The sequence below is a fragment of the Pseudoalteromonas rubra genome (assembly GCF_000238295.3).
Lineage (GTDB): Bacteria > Pseudomonadota > Gammaproteobacteria > Enterobacterales > Alteromonadaceae > Pseudoalteromonas > Pseudoalteromonas rubra.
The window spans coordinates 992,758-1,009,851 of the sequence record NZ_AHCD03000044.1 but is presented as its reverse complement, the minus strand read 5'-3'; the positions used below and the strand labels follow the sequence as shown (position 1 = coordinate 1,009,851).

Annotated in this window: 19 protein-coding genes; 12 read left to right on the top strand and 7 right to left on the bottom strand. The window is 46.4% G+C overall.

Annotated elements, in window-relative coordinates; genetic code table 11:
• Positions 1–26 precede the first annotated feature (26 nt).
• The 3 genes from PRUB_RS25000 (at position 27) to PRUB_RS24990 (ending at position 1,504) form a co-directional block, all read left to right on the top strand.
• Positions 27–284, top strand: coding sequence for a hypothetical protein (locus PRUB_RS25000; RefSeq protein WP_010380805.1), 258 nt, complete (start codon positions 27–29; stop codon positions 282–284).
• A 320-nt stretch (positions 285–604) separates the two neighbouring features.
• The gene (locus PRUB_RS24995) at positions 605–892 is read left to right on the top strand and encodes an eCIS core domain-containing protein (RefSeq protein WP_242065309.1); all 288 of its coding nucleotides are present in this window, start codon (positions 605–607) and stop codon (positions 890–892) included.
• Positions 893–970: 78 nt separating this feature from the next.
• Complete coding sequence (locus PRUB_RS24990; RefSeq protein WP_010380800.1) at positions 971–1,504, top strand: hypothetical protein; 534 nt, start codon at positions 971–973, stop codon at positions 1,502–1,504.
• 68 nt (positions 1,505–1,572) lie between these two features.
• Here PRUB_RS24990 and PRUB_RS24985 read toward each other — a convergent pair whose 3' ends face one another.
• Together PRUB_RS24985 and PRUB_RS24980 are read right to left on the bottom strand one after the other, a co-directional pair.
• Positions 1,573–2,469, bottom strand: coding sequence for an endonuclease/exonuclease/phosphatase family protein (locus tag PRUB_RS24985; protein WP_040645620.1), 897 nt, complete (start codon positions 2,467–2,469; stop codon positions 1,573–1,575).
• 111 nt (positions 2,470–2,580) lie between these two features.
• Positions 2,581–3,000 carry a hypothetical protein gene (locus tag PRUB_RS24980; RefSeq protein WP_010380796.1) on the bottom strand — a complete coding sequence of 140 codons (420 nt, stop codon included), beginning with the start codon at positions 2,998–3,000 and terminating at the stop codon, positions 2,581–2,583.
• 493 nt (positions 3,001–3,493) lie between these two features.
• Between PRUB_RS24980 and PRUB_RS24975 the strand changes: the two genes are divergently transcribed.
• The 9 genes from PRUB_RS24975 to PRUB_RS24935 all read left to right on the top strand — a co-directional run bounded on the left by PRUB_RS24975 (position 3,494) and on the right by PRUB_RS24935 (position 11,702).
• A complete protein-coding gene (locus tag PRUB_RS24975; RefSeq protein ID WP_010380795.1) occupies positions 3,494–4,054 on the top strand; it encodes a hypothetical protein in 561 nt (186 codons plus the stop codon).
• Positions 4,055–4,476: 422 nt separating this feature from the next.
• Entirely contained in the window at positions 4,477–5,334 is an 858-nt protein-coding gene (locus PRUB_RS24970; RefSeq protein ID WP_010380792.1) for a glycosyl hydrolase family 18 protein, read from the top strand.
• 203 nt (positions 5,335–5,537) lie between these two features.
• Complete coding sequence (locus PRUB_RS24965; RefSeq protein WP_010380790.1) at positions 5,538–6,200, top strand: hypothetical protein; 663 nt, start codon at positions 5,538–5,540, stop codon at positions 6,198–6,200.
• 254 nt (positions 6,201–6,454) lie between these two features.
• Complete coding sequence (locus PRUB_RS26550; RefSeq protein WP_010380787.1) at positions 6,455–6,688, top strand: hypothetical protein; 234 nt, start codon at positions 6,455–6,457, stop codon at positions 6,686–6,688.
• A gap of 73 nt (positions 6,689–6,761) precedes the next feature.
• Positions 6,762–8,168, top strand: coding sequence for an ATP-binding protein (locus PRUB_RS24955; protein ID WP_010380784.1), 1,407 nt, complete (start codon positions 6,762–6,764; stop codon positions 8,166–8,168).
• Between the two features lie 404 nt (positions 8,169–8,572).
• A complete protein-coding gene (locus PRUB_RS24950) occupies positions 8,573–8,842 on the top strand; it encodes a RebB family R body protein (protein WP_010380783.1) in 270 nt (89 codons plus the stop codon).
• Positions 8,843–8,943: 101 nt separating this feature from the next.
• Positions 8,944–9,948, top strand: a complete 1,005-nt coding sequence (locus PRUB_RS24945) for a cyanobactin maturation protease PatG family protein (RefSeq protein WP_010380780.1) — start codon at positions 8,944–8,946, stop codon at positions 9,946–9,948.
• Between the two features lie 29 nt (positions 9,949–9,977).
• A complete protein-coding gene (locus tag PRUB_RS24940) occupies positions 9,978–10,769 on the top strand; it encodes a hypothetical protein (protein WP_010380777.1) in 792 nt (263 codons plus the stop codon).
• Positions 10,770–10,778: 9 nt separating this feature from the next.
• Positions 10,779–11,702 (top strand): cyanobactin maturation protease PatG family protein, encoded by a 924-nt coding sequence (locus tag PRUB_RS24935; protein ID WP_010380776.1) that lies wholly within the window; start codon positions 10,779–10,781, stop codon positions 11,700–11,702.
• 168 nt (positions 11,703–11,870) lie between these two features.
• On the opposite strand, the gene wrbA is transcribed toward PRUB_RS24935, so the two are convergent.
• The 5 genes from wrbA to PRUB_RS24910 all read right to left on the bottom strand — a co-directional run bounded on the left by wrbA (position 11,871) and on the right by PRUB_RS24910 (position 17,049).
• The gene (wrbA, locus tag PRUB_RS24930; RefSeq protein ID WP_010380774.1) at positions 11,871–12,467 is read right to left on the bottom strand and encodes an NAD(P)H:quinone oxidoreductase; all 597 of its coding nucleotides are present in this window, start codon (positions 12,465–12,467) and stop codon (positions 11,871–11,873) included.
• A gap of 204 nt (positions 12,468–12,671) precedes the next feature.
• Entirely contained in the window at positions 12,672–12,968 is a 297-nt protein-coding gene (locus tag PRUB_RS24925; RefSeq protein ID WP_010380771.1) for a DUF3325 domain-containing protein, read from the bottom strand.
• Positions 12,962–14,530, bottom strand: coding sequence for a PepSY-associated TM helix domain-containing protein (locus tag PRUB_RS24920; RefSeq protein WP_242065307.1), 1,569 nt, complete (start codon positions 14,528–14,530; stop codon positions 12,962–12,964). Before PRUB_RS24920 ends, PRUB_RS24925 begins: the two co-directional genes overlap by 7 nt.
• The gene (locus PRUB_RS24915) at positions 14,527–14,823 is read right to left on the bottom strand and encodes a hypothetical protein (protein WP_021032934.1); all 297 of its coding nucleotides are present in this window, start codon (positions 14,821–14,823) and stop codon (positions 14,527–14,529) included. The genes PRUB_RS24920 and PRUB_RS24915 overlap by 4 nt, the downstream gene beginning before the upstream one ends.
• A gap of 81 nt (positions 14,824–14,904) precedes the next feature.
• Positions 14,905–17,049 (bottom strand): TonB-dependent receptor, encoded by a 2,145-nt coding sequence (locus PRUB_RS24910; protein ID WP_010380760.1) that lies wholly within the window; start codon positions 17,047–17,049, stop codon positions 14,905–14,907.
• Positions 17,050–17,094 lie beyond the last annotated feature (45 nt).

Here is a 17,094-nt window from a genome sequence, read left to right as displayed (position 1 = left end):
TCTACCATTAGTAAGGAAAAACCATCATGACCAATACGACAGAACAAGAAGTATCAAACGCTGAGCAACAAGCCATGCAGGCTGTTGCCCAGGCCGATGCCGACACAGCAGCACAATCTACAGGCTATACCACTTCAACCCCTGAACAAGCAGAGCAGGTTGCGACTAACGCAGTAATCGCCGCTGATCAGAGCGTAGCCCAGCAAGCTTTCACTCCTCCTTCTGCAGTAACACCAGAAGAGGCAGAGCGAGAAGCCACACAGGCAGTCGCTGCAACAGAATAAAATATGTAGTAATGGCAAGCAAAGTACCCGACCCGTTCGGGTCTTTTTACTAGCTCAAAACCATTTTTCTGTATGATACTCCATAGTAAATACCAATCAGACCCGACTTAATACCAATCCCCTACTCCTCTGTCGTCCTATAGTAAAAGCAGGTAACTGAGATGGTTCAACACACTATGGCGCATTATCAATATTTGACCAAACACCGTCATTTGGTCCTGCAAAGACCTGCTTTAGTGCAACTTCGTCAAATACCTGCATCGGGCAAGTATCTGAGAAGTCCACATAGCTGTGCCCTACCGCCACGTCTGAGACGAGGCATGGAAAAACTTACTGGTGTGAATCTGGCTGATGTGCGGGTGCACTACAACTCACCCAAACCGGCTCTGGTTCAAGCTCACGCATATGCACAAGGACGTGATATCTATCTGTCGCCCGGTCAGGAGAAACATCTGCCCCATGAACTGGGCCATGTTGCTCAGCAGGCACTCGGTATGGTGCAGCCTACCACAGAGGTCAATGGTGTGGCGGTGAATGACGATCCAAAGCTTGAGCAACAGGCCACAGACTGGGGAAATATGGCGCTAAAACTGGGGGGGCTAAGGTAGATTAAGATAGATATACGGGAAAAAGATAGGTATTACTTTTTATCCAGCACACAATGAAAATTCAGAAAGGATTTAAATATGTATGAACGATTAACAAAACCAAAAGAGCATTATCGTGGCAATATAAATGGCAAGTTTAGCTCTTCTAACATTAAAGTAAACACTCGCTACAATAACCGTATAAATAATACAGTATTACCAGCAGGAACAATACAATGCGGTGGTAGAAACGATAACAACTATACAGGTATTCTTTACGGTGATCATATGGTGTATTCGGCGACACAACCGACAACTCAAGCAGGCACTGTAAAATTATTAAATACTATCAGTGATAAGGAGTGGACGTTAATAATTAGTGGCACTCATGGTGACAAACAGGGTATCTCAGCAGCATCCAACAAAGAGTTAAAGGAAATAGATTTCTACAAAGAAGACATGGCAATAGTTAAAGCGCTAAAAAGAAGAAAAGTGATTGTTGTCGCTGCTGAAGATCTTACTCAGGAAGAGCTGGATACAGCAATTTATACCGGTGAGTTTGAAGGAGAGAAGTATGCGAATATCGTACTCGCTTATTGCTATGCACGCCGTGCGCAATTTCCACTCCAATAGTATAAACGCTCAAGATTACTCGCCTGGATAAGAGCCTGGCCCCGAAGCCTCTGACTCTTCAAAGCTTCTTAAGCCGGGGCTTTTTCAAAACATGCACTGACCGGATAATGATCTGACAAATCTGAGTCAGAAGTCGCTGTGGTGAGTTTCCACTGCGAAAGTACTGACATTTGAGTACAACGATAACCGCTGTTATTAGGATTTAAAAAAATGTAATCAAGCCGCTGGGGGGCTACTTGGGTTTTGTCCCAACGTTTAACCAAAGCGTTTTTTCTGGGTTCATAAGTGTACCCCGGTTGGCTGCCATTCACTTTAGTCCAGCAATCATAAAAACCAAGCTGCTCAAGTTCGTTCAAAAACCACTTATATTCATTCGTATCGGCAACCACATTTAAATCACCCAATAGTATAATTGGAGCCTTGATTGACAGGCTTTCAAGCAAGTTTTGTAGATGCACGATAGCTGGGAATAATGTTTGTCTAAATTGACGATCTCTGGCTTTGGTATCCCTTTTTTCAGTTTCAGTATAACTAGCTTGTGCATGAGTTTGTACCAAACCAAGCACTTGTCCATTAACTCGGGTGATTGCTGTGGAAACACCTTTAAACGCGAGCTTGTCGGCACCAACCATATCTTGATAAAATACAAAGCTCGGTTGATAGCCGCCTGCCCATTGACCTTTCACGCTTAACGTCATGCCCGGGCTGCCTGCAACAAAGGCTGTTTTTGAGTCAGCCTGAGGAATAAACGTATTGTACCCGTCAAAAGCCGTCGCCATTTGGCGCCGCATTTTGTCACCCCACACCTCGGTCAAACCAATGACATTGAAATTACCGTTGCTTAACTCAATAATTTTCTCAGCTCGCTGCTTATCTAAATAGATTAGACTAGTGTCGAAAAATCCAGGTGAACTATCTACAAACAGATGAGTATTCATCGACAACACATTAAATTGATTAGACATATCAGACCTATTTGGGTTGATAGGAAAAAGGGCGAAATTTGCCAGTCGAGAAATGGCAGTTGAGATGTAACATACATATTCGCCCTGTTTATTTCACTGTAACTAATTAAGTCAAGCTTCTAAAACTTCCCAGGTAACGTACAACGGATGACCTTTGCCAGGCACTCCTTCATCCCATGAAGCCGCAAGCATTTCACTTTGGCCATCATCACCAGAGCCAGCTTTGATCCGGACCTTAATGCCGGAACCATCCACAGAAGACTTGGCGTAATTATCTTGCGCATATCCACATTGGAATTTCAGACCGATAGTGGTAGCACTTTCATCAACCACTAACATACTTATCGTCCCCTCAGAGCCATAAGCTGCACCGGTAGGATCTTTTTGCGTAAATTGTGATGTTTCCCCAGGTTTAATTTTGGTTGGGGTCGGTTGCTGTGACCATGTGCCGTGAACAGCGTGAGTACCAGTAATAACTATGGTGGAGTTAGTTGAATTCTTGATCCAACCGTAAGTTGCGAAATCTGCCATGCTCGTATTCCTTCTGAATAATTAATAAGGTTACTAACTGGTTTCTGGTCATTAAGTTGCCATAAAAACCATAGCCTGAAGGTTACAATCAAGGAATAAATGAAACTATTACAACGGAATTGCAGCGCTACAACCACTATCTCAATTAATCGAATAAAAAATCTATATAAGCAGACTTTAGTGCATTCCTATATCAGCATACCCGTCTATATAAACCACAATAAAATATACCAAAGAAGCCCGAACTAATACCAAGCCCGGTTCTTACCTTTTGCCTACAGTAAAAAACACCAAACAGACACGAAATCAACTTACATGGTAGCGCTTTATCTACCCCTGAATTAACCACAGCCAGGCCTGACACCGCAGTTCAACATGAAACCGGCTGGTATCAAAGTGTTAGAAAACGAGGGCTGACAAAATATGAGCTGACTAGATAGCTCACAGGCAGTCACAACAATCACTTGTATCTACTTTAAACAGGATTAGAGACATGTATAAACATGTAATGAAACAAAACAGCGTGATTATTAACTCTGTTGCTCAAAACGCGCTTAAAAATAAAAGAAAAACCAGGCTTTTAAACAACCCGTCTCTCACAGCGATATCCGCAAAGGCCAGAGGCAACAATACCAATATGTCCTTGCAAGAAACAGCACAAAGGATGCTAAACGGATTTTCACTGGGGCCAGACACGGGCGCAGATCGTCTCGGGCAGTCTAACCTGGATGACATGCGTGAAGAACAGAGACAGCTTGAAGCGCAACGCGCCGCTGAGCGACAGAGGATTGAGGCATTGCGCCTTGCAGAATTGCAAAGACAAGCAGCAAGACGAACAGCAGCCGAAAACGCGTTTGCTCAGATGAGGTATCAACTCAGTGGCAATGCAAGAGGTGCCTGGAATGCAATTGAAGCCGAATTAGCCCTCGGGGGCGAGGAGCCAGGCGATGCGCTGGCATACCGCGTCGTCAACGAGTACTTAGACACGATTGATGGCTCAGTGAACGCTGAACGAGAACAACATGGCGGCGAGCTGGGGTACTACAGAAGATAAGTTATATGCTGCCGCAGCATAAAAAAAATGCGATAGAACAAGGGCTCAAAAGCAATCAGGGCCCTTTGTAATTAAGGTGTAATAACTCACAGCGACAAATTCCTCTAGCCTTTTGGGGTCATTTATCATCAACCCTGTACACGTTAAGGAGCCTAGCCAGATGAGGCCCGTGTTTTATCCAGACAAAATCACACTGTTCATACCACATTGGCTGCTGCTCGGTCTGCAGCGACAGACGCCACGTGCCCTGTTCGTAATGTTAATAAAATCGGGGCCTTTGGAGGATATAAAGCGACCTGCCAAGCGGCGCGCATAAAACGATATCGACGCCAATTCAGGTTCAATAAACGCGTTCAGCCACGCTGGACATCACTCATCACCATTTATTAAAAGTACATAACTTAGGCCAAAAGGAGCTTATCATGAGCACAAAACAAGTTGTCGGATATTTTAATGGCTGGGTCACTCAGGATGAACTGAGTAGCAGAATTGAAGGGTACACCCACGTTATATTTTCATTCTGGGTTGACCCAGAACAAGGTGTCGCCGGCGCTGCCGAAGCCGCAGTAGCGAACAACAACGCACTCATCAAGTATGTTCAGTCTCAGGGCAAGAAGTGCATGCTTGCTGCAGGCGGCGGTACCTATACACCGGATTTCGGTAATACAGATAACGCCCGGGAATATGGACTTGCATTGGCTAAATATGCACTGGATCATGGCTATGACGGCGTCGACTTTGATATCGAAAACATCTACGACTTTGCTACCAGCTTACCCTGGCTCGCAGCTGCTACCAATGCAGCCAGTCAATACGCCAGTGAAAATCAAAAATCACTGATTATTAGTCACGCACCTCAGGCACCTTACTTCCATGCACAGGGCCAAGCTGGCTATGGTCAGCTGGAGGCTATGACTCAGGGTTGTATTAACTTTTATAATATTCAGTACTACAACCAGGGCACGGACGCTTATCAGGCCTATGATACATTTAACAAAATTTTCCCGAAAACCTACGATGGTGCTGCCAATAATACCGCCATCGAAAGTATCTCGGCCAACGGCATTCCTGGCGAAAAACTCATGGTTGGAAAACCAATCACCAGCGCCGATGTAGGTAGCGCTGGTGCTACCGGCTATATCAGCGAAGATAAACTGGCCGCCATTCTGTTTGAGGCTCAGAAACAAGGGATTTCATTCGGTGGCGTAATGGGCTGGAAGATTGACAGCGATATCAATGGTCAATGGGGTAACGCAATGAATAAAACCCTGAATAGCTAAACTTATTCGATAGTCGAGTATGTAATGGGCCTCCCGTGTCTTTGGAGGCCCTTTTTATTTTGGGGTCGAATGAGGCTTTCTACCAATCGAAAAGCGGCTTTTACCAAGTTGGTAAAACCAGCCTCTCGTATAGTTAAAACAACCAATCAGGTTACTTGGTTTTTCATCGTTATTCCCAACCAACTTAATAAAGAGAATTCAATATGAGCACGAATAAACCCACGGGGTCCAAAGACGATCCCAGCTATGTCAGAGTGACCAACTTACCCGATCCAGACCTGGCGTTTTCGATGCAGGCGACGGCCCACGCCAAAGGCTTTATCTATAATGGTACCATCACGCCAGGTATCGCAGAAAAGTACAAAAGTGAAGGTAGCAGCTTTTGCATGCGAAACCTGAATGCAGGAGACAGTGATTGGGATGTACCACTGAGTGCACAAGAAACCAATCGAATTACCGGACCCAGTAGCAAGCATGGATACGGCTTGGCGTTAATGCCTGTGTACAACCTGGATGTATCCAAAATTCCTGCCTCTAACGATGCCGCATCCGTCATCGCCACACAAGTACTCGATAAACTCAGTGCAGCCTTGATCCCAATCGGCACCACAGTGTGGTTGCAATTGCTCAGTAGTGAGAGTGGCGCTAAATCGGATCAAATCCGCAATATCGAGCATCAAATTTTTCAGTCTGGCTATTCTGTCGGCATTCTGGGAGATGAAGTTCAACAGCAACAGCAAACCAACGGACGCGTGCTGGAATCCACTTATACCCCCTTTGAAGATGCCAGCAATGGTACGTCTGTTCGCTCTATTTCGATAGGGGACAATACGGGTGCCAACCCTATTTACTGGGCCATACAGTAATTCTTTCTCTACAACGCTGAGTGGGAAGTAGTCGTCGTTCCCACTCTTAGCGCAGGCGATACGGCGTGAATATAGCTTTAAAATATATTGTTCAACCAGGTGATTCGGTGGCCACCATCTGTATGTCAATTCGGGGCAGCGCAGGCATAACCCCCGCCGACATAACACAACTTAACCCTGCCCTCTCAACTCGACCATTGGTGTCAGACATCACTATCAGAATCCCTTTTTTTAGAACGAGGGGGAGTTATCCGATGAAAATTACAAAGGGCGTTACATTGCAGCGCATTTGTGACGGACTGATACTGGGCGCTGGTGTGCAACCTATGGACTTAATTGAACACAATCAACATCTCGGGCTTTACCCATTATTGCCCGGTTGTGTGGTCCTGGTCCCATCCATCCCTCGCGATACAAATTGGGCAAATCCAGCCAATGTAACGCAAAAGTCATTATCGATTCAGTCAGTTTTACCAAAAAAAGCCTGATAGCTACTGAGCCCGGAATCAGTAATCACCGCTAAAGTATGACACGCTTTGTGATACTTATGAGGAATATGCTATGTGGCAACCCGCGATCAATGATTCAGAAAACACTATGTCTCCTGCACAGCTCAATGCCATGGCCTTAGAACAGGAATGTAACTGGCTGGAACGCATGATTCAGTATCGGATTACTCAATATTTTGGCCCCCAGGAAAAAAATGCAGAGACAGCACGTACCATATTGCCCAATGCCACACACGAGACACTGCCAGCACCGCCCTCATTGAGCAACACAGAGACGCCTTTCTCAGGCTATATGCATTCAAAACACCCTAACACCACTGAACGACTGTTAATCATTCTGGCGCTGGTTCCGATAGTGAAACCTCTGCTGTTTGATGTATTCATGTCAGTGAATGAGCAAACTAATCGGCCCTTTACTGAATTTGGTGTTGTAGAATCTCAGGGGCAACTATTGGCTACAGGGGCTACCGCTGCTTTTTTGCTCAACGGGGCCCAACTAAGCACACAATTAGAGGTTCTGGAACAGCTAAATACCAGCACACTACTCAAAAGCATATTGCGCCCAGAGCCAGATCAGGCTGAACGCCCTGTGTTACATACCACACTCACACTGAGGCCCGAATATGTGCAACTGTTTACCACAGGTGAGCCTTACCAACCAGAAACCAGTCATCACTTTCCAGCCAGTCTTGTAAATACTGTGCTTGAATGGGCCGATTTAAAACTCCCCGAGACCACCAGGGCACAGCTCAATGAAATCGTAGATTGGGTGCAACATGGCGAGACGCTGCGCTCACACTGGAAAATTGGCCGACAGATCAGACCCGGCTATCGGGCTCTCTTCTATGGTCCACCAGGCACGGGGAAGACTCTCACCGCCAGTGTACTGGGTAAGGCACTGAATAAAACAGTTTATAAAGTAGATCTGTCGCTTATTACCTCAAAATACATAGGCGAAACGGAAAAAAACCTCGAACAGTTATTCAGTCTGGCAGAGCACCGGGACTGGGTCCTGTTTTTCGACGAAGCCGATGCATTATTTGGTAAACGCCTGCAGACCAGCTCATCAAACGACCAGTTTGCCAACCAGAACGTTGCTTACTTATTGCAACGTATCGAACACTTTAACGGTGTTGTGATCCTTGCTTCCAATTACAAAGACAACATAGACGATGCGTTTTTCCGTCGCTTTGAATCCATTGTGGAGTTTCAAGCTCCAAAAGCAGAGCAACGCTTAGAAATATGGCAAAGCGGACTGTGCGCCAAATCTCGTTTGTCACCAGATGTATGCCTCTTAAGGCTCTCGCAGCAATATCCGCTCAGTGGCGCCGACATCATTAATGTGCTGCGCTTTGTCTCACTCAGACTGCTAGCACAGAACCGTAACGAGATACAGCTTGAAGATATCAAAGACGGGATGGCCCGCCTGTCAGATCATCAAACCCAGTTAAGGTGGTAAGAATGTGAGCAAGGTCCACATTTAGAGATGTGCACGGTGATCTCAATACACAACACCTCTTTTGCACTAATCGTAACTTCTACCAAGTTGGTAAAAGCACTCAGAGGTATAGTTAGAAACGCCAACACCTGTTGGAAATGTCAATTGAGTTGCTAGCCCTGTTGCGTGGAAATATGGAGCCCCGTATCAGGGCTACTTTACTTCTCTGTCGATATTCATAAATACTCACCCCAGACAAGCCTGGTATTAAAAACCGACGATACACTGTTAAAACTGAGCGCCTGAAATGCCATGAAATATACCATCAGCTCAATAAGTTAAACCAAAACAAGCGCATCACAACAGGCTAAATTATTCCTTACTTATTAACGCAAAACAGCAACTAACCATTAAGGAATAAATCAATGGCATTTCCAACTTCAGTTAACGACCAAATCACAGATTCAGTTACTCAGGCCAATGTAAAAGTGCTTGGTGATGCGCCAGCAATGTCAATGGGTAACCTGTTTCAGGCCACCTCTCAGGCACTCGCCAACGCAGCACATAACGCAACCACTGCACAGCAACAAATGGCTGTAACCGCACAGGCCGCGACAACCATGGGCGTCACCACGCTGTATTCAATTGACACCGCAACTACAGGGATTGCGACGACAAAGGTCCTGGGTAGTTAATCATTCTCAAAACCTGTATTTAACCTATTGAATGTAGAAACATTATCACTCAATGAAGTGCTGAGCTCCATCAGCACTTCTTCACCCCCTGAGAGAAGATTATGAATGAATTGAATACTGACGGCGCTGCTGTTGACCCACCTTCCCAGCCTGAAAATAATTCCGTTGTGCAGCAAAGCAATCCAGAGGCTGAGGTAGACACTCAATTAGACGCAGCGCAAACGCATGACACAATCAGCGAGCCACCACAAACCAACGAACTGCCTGTTCAGCGCCAGCCAGATGAACATCAGGCAGAACAAGCACGGCAAGGTAACTCCTATGACTACATTTATGCACTGGGCCAGGTAGACATAGTATTTCCCAACGAAGGGATAAAGCGACAATTTCTCAGTGCAGCGATGGAGTTAGGTGTTGACGAGAAAGCCTACTACGCGGTATTTACCAATCTTTCGCAGCCGATTGATAGCCCCTCAAGAAACAAGTATTTATATCTGGCAGAGCAGGTAGACTGGGTATTGTCAGTCAAGCAAGTGCACAGCTATGTGTTAAACCCGGCCGCGCCCGCCGAGCTACAAGCGCTGATTGAGGCATTACAGCCCCCAAAAAATACGCTGGAACCAGTTTATACCTGTGTGATTGGCCATATCACCAGCAGCCATAGCGCGTTAGACTTACCTGAAGTTGTCTGCCAGCAGGTCTATCATCACACCTTATCTGAGCTACACCACACCATTCAAAAAATATCGAGGGCTGAGACCAACGCCATTCAGGACGTCATCAGAGAGCTGGAAGTTGAGCCAAATCCGGGCCGTAACGATTTCGACAGGGCCAAAAACTTCATTGCCTTTCGATACCCCGATATCTATGCACAAACGCATAAAATGCACGCAGGGTCCAATTCGCTCCCCAGTGCATCTCTGGTCAGTATCACATTTAGCCGGTTTGATGCGCTCTCTGATCACCGGATAGTAGATATCACACTGACTTACAAAGAAAACACCTCAACCAAACACCATTATTATTTCTGTCGGGTCGATGTCAGTGGCCTGTATCCATTTATCAATACAGAAATACAGTCATTCCTGCCGCTTCAAACTATATAGCGACAGATTTTCGGCTAAGGAAACCCATAATGAATACGCCTACTAACCATTTAGCCCCTGTGCAGCGCATCGCAGAGTATGATAGCGGTGAACTTGTCTACGCAATCGGCAAAATACAGCCCAGCTTCCCAACCTTAAACCTCGAAAAACAATATGAAGCCGCGGCACAATCAATCAAAGCCAACCCGGACGACTTTCACACCGTATTTAATTACCAGGTAAAGACAGACAATCAGCCACAACTGACCTATCGGCCATTTTTGTACCTGGCACAACAGGCAACCTGGGTACTGACAATTAACCTGGTCGATACTTATGTCCTCATCCCCGATACGCCAACCCAGCTGGATGCCCTCATCAATACCACCAGCCAGGCGCAAACAGCCTACATTGTAAATGGCCAAATGACCGGGCTCGATGTTCCTTATTACAGCGATGGCACCGCCTTGCCTATGGTCTGTGTCAAGCACCTGATTAACAGTGCAGATATCACAGCGCCGACATTAACTGACGGCCAACTGGCTAGCAGCCAATTACCATTACCCGCCCTGAAACCCAATGTGGGTTTAAGTGCCAAAGACAGGGCCAGCAATTATTTTTTGAGTCATTTCTATCAGATTGTGGTCACTAACGAACAGACTTTACTACTGCGGGATGTGCAAGCTATCCATGTTCAGCCTTCAAATGCAGAACCTGCGCGACAGAGTTTTGAGTTTATCCTGACCAATTCAGAGCGCATGCGTTACGCCTGTAACATTGACGTCACCAATCAATATCCTTTTGTCTCATCACGGCTTTCGCCGTTTGCAAAAAGTAATTAAGGAGGCCTTATGACTCTCACTATTGCCGACCAGCAAAATACATCATTGCTTCACACTCAAACAGCTCAGCGTATGTTTGCAGCAGATCCCAATATACATACGCCACTACAAAGCACCCAGTTTGCCTATGCTGTTGGGTTTATAAACGCCAAATTTCCTAATCTAAACCTGGAAAAAGAACTGTATCAGAATAGCCTGATGGGCAATAACGAAACCCAGTTACCTATGCTCGAGAACATCAATGATGACATCGCATTACAACGATTAAACCGAAATAGCCAGCTGTACCAAACGCTATTTAAAGGATTGAGCCTGGCAAAAAACCGTTATATTGCCTCTGGCATGGAGTGGGTGTTAGACAATCGTTACAATGAACAAATGTATACCCTGCTCATCCCGACCGATGAACTACTTACACAGTGCATTACGGCACTTGGGCGGACACAAAACGATGAAGCGGCACAAGTAGTGGTTATTGGGCAAGTGCAACCCCTCAATACCATACAGGTACAGAGCATAGTGCCAGTCAGTGCACTCCCATTTGGTGAGCTGTCGCATGGAGAGAACCATGGCAAAGAACAATTTCAAAATCTGGTAACAGAAATTACGTCTCTCGATATATCCGCCGGCGATACCGACGCAACACGCGCGCTCAATTATACGCTATACAACAACCCGACCATTTATCAGCAATCTTACCATTTATGCTATCAAAGCCGCCGGGACGGCCCAAATCCCAATGGTTACCAGTTGGTCAATGTGAATGTCGAAACCAGCCAAAGTGGCGACAGACTGGTTGCGGACGTGATTTTTACCTATCAGGGTATTAACACAGGTGCAATGCAATTCTGGCGCAGCAGAGTTGATGTCACCGGAGAATATCCGTTTATGGTGTCATCCTGGGAGCAATACTTGCCCAGTGACGCAAATTGAATACAACATGATAAATCAAGTGACTGGAAAGCGTGCAACAATGAGACTGGTTCTCTTCCGCGCTTTAGGGCAAAACCGCTGGTGTTTCGGCCTAATAACGACAGCCTGCTCGCACCGAACTCTCAGCAAAATGCGCAGCGGTTTTACGCTGCGCCGTATTTTGTGCCATTAGGCTAATTTGGCAGCAATACCCGCTACATGCTGCCCCTGGAACTTAGCCAGGGCGATTTCTTTATCTGAAGGTTGACGACTGCCATCAGCCCCCGCAATACAGGCAGCCCCCAATGGTGAGCCGCCTCTGACTTCTGAGATATCCGTTAACTCAGCCGCTGCATAAGGTAACCCAACCACCACCATACCGTGATGGAACAAGGTCGTATGGAATGACTGTATGGTAGTTTCGTTACCGCCACCTGTACCCGTTGAAGTAAATACACTGCCCACTTTTCCAATCAGTTTGCCTGCTGCCCACAAACCACCAGTTTGGTCTAAAAAGTTTCTCATTTGCGACGCCATATTGCCAAATCGCGTGGGGGTGCCAAAAATAATGGCATCATAACCTTCGAGCTCTGCCGGTGTGGCGATCTCAGCCACCTGATCCAACTTAACCCCGGCATTTTTTGCAACCTCTTCCGGCATTAACTCAGCAACACGTTTAACGGTTACCTCAACACCATCAACCGAACCAGCTCCCTCTGCAACGGCATTTGCCATGGTTTCGATGTGGCCATAGCTTGAATAATATAAAACCAGTACTTTTGTCATCTTCATTTCTCCATGTGCTGTTGAAGGGCTCTCCAACAACCATTGTTTTAACCAACTAAACATGTTTGATTACTTCTTTCGTTAAGTATAGGCATGCATGCCTTTAGACCAATGACATGATTACATAGCTGATTAAGAACGTAATTACGTAAAAAGTGATAGGTTTGTTCTAATAAAAAGAATGTTGCAGTCGCATCCTGCCACTTATCTACAAAGCCATCTAAGTAGTCTGGGACGATATGTCAAAATAACAACCAGCGTAAACACGACCATAGTTGCACTCCCAAACCAGTATACAAGCCCCCGTGACATGCCCCAGACAAAAATACAGACAAACAAAGCGAGCAGGTTCAAACCCGTGCCACTGATACGCAATAACCACAACCGCTGCTTAGACAGGTGTACAGATGGAGCGGCAACCCGACTAAAGTTACGCTGCATTGCCACGCAGAGCAGCGCAAAACCGAGCAACAATATCATCAGTATCGAAGTGATCAGCATACTAACGGCTCCTTTTTAGCCACAGTGGAACTTCTATGTTTTCGAGAAACGACCGTCGCCGCCAATCCAAAGCAGCCCGCAAACAACCACATACTGAGATCAAAACCGAGCATCAGCCAGTCTGCGTTCAACAGACTGTTTATGACACTGTGGTGTGTGGTGAGCATATTGACCAGAGGAATAGCAAAGTAAACCAGTGCTGCGCTCCAAAGCAAAGTTGACCACTGTTCCCGACTTCGATTGATTAAACAATACAGACAGCACAGCACCCATGCTGCAAACAACACATGCATCTCCCAGGCAGCCCGGTCTGGCATATCAGGCGCAAGCAGTCGATTGCTTAAAAAATAACAGCCAATCGCAATTGGCAGACCCAGCAAAGCGCCTCTGTTTAGCCTGACAATTAAAGTAATGAGTAATGAAGGTGTGGCCTCTTTCATCACTTGCTTTTTAAGCCAGATGATCATCCCGGAGGCAATCATCGCAGCACCAAACAACCCGCAGAGGAAATACACCCAGCGCAGATAAATATCGGCAAACAGGCCTTCGTGAAGATGCTCAAGCAGATCATACATTGCTGCAGCCCGTCCTGCTTTGCCAGTTGCTATCTCAACCTCAACCCGCTCTGTACGGGCGTGGTACTTGAGCAATGAGGCAAACTCAACCCCTTCACTGGTTTCAAACCAGATCTCTATGTGTTCAGTGTCAGTGCCCCTGTCAATGACACCGACAAAGTTGACCGCCTGATCGGTCACTCGCTGTTTAGCATCAGACAGTGCCGTATCTACATTTAACTGCGCTGGCAAAATCTCAGTGGCCGCAGTGGTGTAATCCTCCAGCTGAGAAGCATCATAAAACTGACGATGCATCTGCCTGCCTTCACCATACTGACTGTCAATAACCTTGGACATGGTCACCCCCATAAGCAACATAACGCCGCTGTAGGTAATCATTAAATGAAACGGCAATGGCAATACACTGAAAACATTATGAATATCCAGCCAGGAACGCAGGCCTTTAGCGCTTCGAAAAGTAAAAAACTCAGCAAAAATCTTCCTGTGAATGATCACCCCAGTCACCAAGCCAATTAACATGAGCATGCCTGCCAGACTGGTCAGGATATAACCCACCAACGGCGGCACGTAATGCAAGTTATAGTGCAGCCGATACAGGGTTTCTCCGCCACTGGTATCGCGGATAGACGTAATGTCTCCCGTATTTGGCTCAAGCGGCTTCTCATACCACTGACGGCGGACCTGTTTCTCTGGGTCGCCGGGCTGTAACCAGGAGATTTCGATGTAAGGATCCCGCGAGGTAGGCAGGCTCACATACCACTGAGATGCATCATCAGCGTGTTCGCCAAGCTGTGCCATCGCCAAATCAATGGCTTGTTTGTCCGAAATATCATTGCTTGTGACAATTTCAGGCTTCATCCAGCGGTCAATCTCGTTTTCGAAATAACCGACACTGCCAGTCACAAAGATAAAATATAATAACCAGGCAAACACCACGCCGCTCCAGGTGTGCAGCCAGCCCATGGACTGTCGAAACCTTGCTTTCATAGGGCCTCCGATACAGAAAGTAAGTGGATTAGGCCATACAGCAAGGCTATTAGGGTCGATATCAGCAAAGTTGCACGCCATGCAGTTCTGACTGTAAATACACTGATCACAACCAACGTATAAACAACAAAACTCCACATCATACCGGCAACGATGCCATCCACTTTGTTATCCCCGGGTAATTGAGAAATGGCTATGGCGGCGAGGTTAGCAATCGCAAATCCGCCAACCAGGGCAAGTAATACCCGCCAGCCAAGCGCAAAGGCTTGAACAGGCTTTGCTGATAAGCTCATGATATTAAAACCATAATATGAAGAAACAGACGCCATATCAGCCACAGTCTAAACGAGCACTATGGCTGAGATGATTAGAGGTTAGAACTGATAGGTCAGTGTCAAACGAATATCACGACCGGCTTCTTTGATACCAACCACGTTTTCATAGCCCGGGATATGACCATAGTCGGCGACACTGCCATGACTGCGATATGATTCATCGAGCAGATTCTGAACAGACAAATCCACTTTGAATGCCTCAAACGGCGCGTAGCTGATATAAGCATCAACCAGTTGATAACTTGGCTTACTGATGGTTTCCAGTTCAGTGACCCAGCCCAGCTCCATAGAGCGGTGGAAAACCTCGATATCATTGAGGCTTGCGACATAGTTATAATTCCAGCCCAGTTTGATCTGTTCATTCAGGCGATAGTTAAAATTAACATTGACCGAGTCGCCAACCGCATTCCCCAGCCCGCCATATTCATAGGCGGCCATATCGATACCATTGATTGTAACGGGTTTAGTCGAATCCGGGGCTGCCGGATCTGGCAAGTTAAATACGGCATTATTCAGTTCAACATCATTGTTGTTGTAGCTGATAATCACATCAAAATCATCCGCCTGATATCCGGCAACCAGCTCAAATCCTTTGCTTTCTAACTCACCAATGTTTTCATAGAAAACACCTTCTCGGCCTTTAAACTTGTCAAACACCACATCATCTATGGTACTGACATACAACGACGCTTCCAGCACCCAGGTGCCATCGTTGTATTGCAGACCCAGTTCAGTATTTTCAACCTCTTCAGGGTTCAGGTTTTCATTGGGTGTTAACTCACCGACAGTGAAGGCATCAGCCACCTGCCTGCCACGCAGCGCTTCGGCGTAGCCCAACGACAGCTTGAGATTGTCAGCAAGCTCGTACACAAGGCCGACGTTTTTACTGATCCCATCCTGTTTTTCCGTTGAAAATGCGTTGCTGGTTGTCACTGGATTGCCATTGGCATCTTTTTCGATAACCCAGACACCATCCACTTTCACCCAGTTTGCATCAATACCGCTGTGATCGAGTTCATAACTGTCATGACGCAAGCCAAAACTCAGCAGTAAATCGTCGCGCATTTGCCAGTGATCCTGCACATAGAGCCCAGTCACTGTGCCATCTTCATCATAAATGCCGCCAAAATCGCCATAAGACTCAGAGTCTACTTTGTCATTTTTGCGCTCGATACCATATGTCACGGTGTGCGTACCAATATCACTGGTATTGCGAATATCAAAGCCGGTCGTTTCAATCGACGCATCCCAGGTATATAACTCACGTTTAAATGATGACTCGGTCTGATAAACCGTGGTTTCTAAATTAACCAAAGCGCTGTGATACCAGGTATGGTTGAGAACCAAAGTTTCGCGCTCCCCCCAGGATGAGAACAGTGGATCGGTTTGTAGTGGTGCCCAGTTGGTTTGCTTACCAAATTTACCCTCTTCTTTGCGGCGCTCAAAACTAACAACCAACTCCTGATTGTCAGTCAGTTGCGTATTAACTTTCACAAACCCCAGGGTCTGATCAGCGGCAGTTCCCGGAATTTCCTGGCCATCACCATCTTCCATGTTCTCCCGGCTAACAGTGACATACGACGCCAGCACACCTATCGAATCGGTGACTTTACCGTATAAAGATACGCTTTCTTTGTGGCCATCATTGGTGAAATAACTCGCTTTAACTGTACCGCCAAATCGTTCGCTGGCTTTGAGTAAATCATCAGCACTTTTGGTTTTAAAACGAATCGCACCGCCTACGGCGCCTGAACCTGCCGTTGCCTCACCAGCACCCGCTTGCACTTCAACGCTACGCAGCAACTCAGGCTCTATTGCAACACGGCCAATATGGTGGAACAAGGTACTGGTTTGCGGCGCACCATCCACTGTGACATTCACCATGGAATCTTCCAGGCCACGGACAAAAATCTTTTGTGCAATCCCCAAGGATCCGCCGACCGTAACCGACGGAGTATGGCGAAAAACGTCTTCCAGGTCGTTCGCCTGATAATTTTCTAACACCTCAGGCGTGATCTCTGAATTGGTTGTGGCACCAACGACCGCGATCCGCTCTATTTTCTGCTCGTCAGTGTCAGCGCTAGTCTGCGCAGCATAAACGTTGGTTCCAAAACCGCTCAGAGCAACCGAACAGGCTAATAAACTTTTCTTAAACAAATGATTTTTATGTGGGGCAAATGGCATGATGTACATCTCAGTCAAACAACAAGTTAAAAGTCTAAATCGGAA

Coding starts and splice junctions, on each gene's coding strand:
- PRUB_RS24910 (WP_010380760.1), bottom strand. CDS start 17,049: ATGCCATTTGCCCCACATAAAAATCATTTGTTTAAGAAAAGTTTATTA.
- PRUB_RS24915 (WP_021032934.1), bottom strand. CDS start 14,823: ATGAGCTTATCAGCAAAGCCTGTTCAAGCCTTTGCGCTTGGCTGGCGG.
- PRUB_RS24945 (WP_010380780.1), top strand. CDS start 8,944: ATGAATGAATTGAATACTGACGGCGCTGCTGTTGACCCACCTTCCCAG.
- PRUB_RS24970 (WP_010380792.1), top strand. CDS start 4,477: ATGAGCACAAAACAAGTTGTCGGATATTTTAATGGCTGGGTCACTCAG.
- PRUB_RS24990 (WP_010380800.1), top strand. CDS start 971: ATGTATGAACGATTAACAAAACCAAAAGAGCATTATCGTGGCAATATA.
- PRUB_RS24980 (WP_010380796.1), bottom strand. CDS start 3,000: ATGGCAGATTTCGCAACTTACGGTTGGATCAAGAATTCAACTAACTCC.
- wrbA (WP_010380774.1), bottom strand. CDS start 12,467: ATGACAAAAGTACTGGTTTTATATTATTCAAGCTATGGCCACATCGAA.
- PRUB_RS24925 (WP_010380771.1), bottom strand. CDS start 12,968: ATGCTGATCACTTCGATACTGATGATATTGTTGCTCGGTTTTGCGCTG.
- PRUB_RS24950 (WP_010380783.1), top strand. CDS start 8,573: ATGGCATTTCCAACTTCAGTTAACGACCAAATCACAGATTCAGTTACT.
- PRUB_RS25000 (WP_010380805.1), top strand. CDS start 27: ATGACCAATACGACAGAACAAGAAGTATCAAACGCTGAGCAACAAGCC.
- PRUB_RS24920 (WP_242065307.1), bottom strand. CDS start 14,530: ATGAAAGCAAGGTTTCGACAGTCCATGGGCTGGCTGCACACCTGGAGC.
- PRUB_RS24955 (WP_010380784.1), top strand. CDS start 6,762: ATGTGGCAACCCGCGATCAATGATTCAGAAAACACTATGTCTCCTGCA.
- PRUB_RS24985 (WP_040645620.1), bottom strand. CDS start 2,469: ATGTCTAATCAATTTAATGTGTTGTCGATGAATACTCATCTGTTTGTA.
- PRUB_RS24965 (WP_010380790.1), top strand. CDS start 5,538: ATGAGCACGAATAAACCCACGGGGTCCAAAGACGATCCCAGCTATGTC.
- PRUB_RS24940 (WP_010380777.1), top strand. CDS start 9,978: ATGAATACGCCTACTAACCATTTAGCCCCTGTGCAGCGCATCGCAGAG.
- PRUB_RS24975 (WP_010380795.1), top strand. CDS start 3,494: ATGTATAAACATGTAATGAAACAAAACAGCGTGATTATTAACTCTGTT.
- PRUB_RS24995 (WP_242065309.1), top strand. CDS start 605: ATGGAAAAACTTACTGGTGTGAATCTGGCTGATGTGCGGGTGCACTAC.
- PRUB_RS24935 (WP_010380776.1), top strand. CDS start 10,779: ATGACTCTCACTATTGCCGACCAGCAAAATACATCATTGCTTCACACT.
- PRUB_RS26550 (WP_010380787.1), top strand. CDS start 6,455: ATGAAAATTACAAAGGGCGTTACATTGCAGCGCATTTGTGACGGACTG.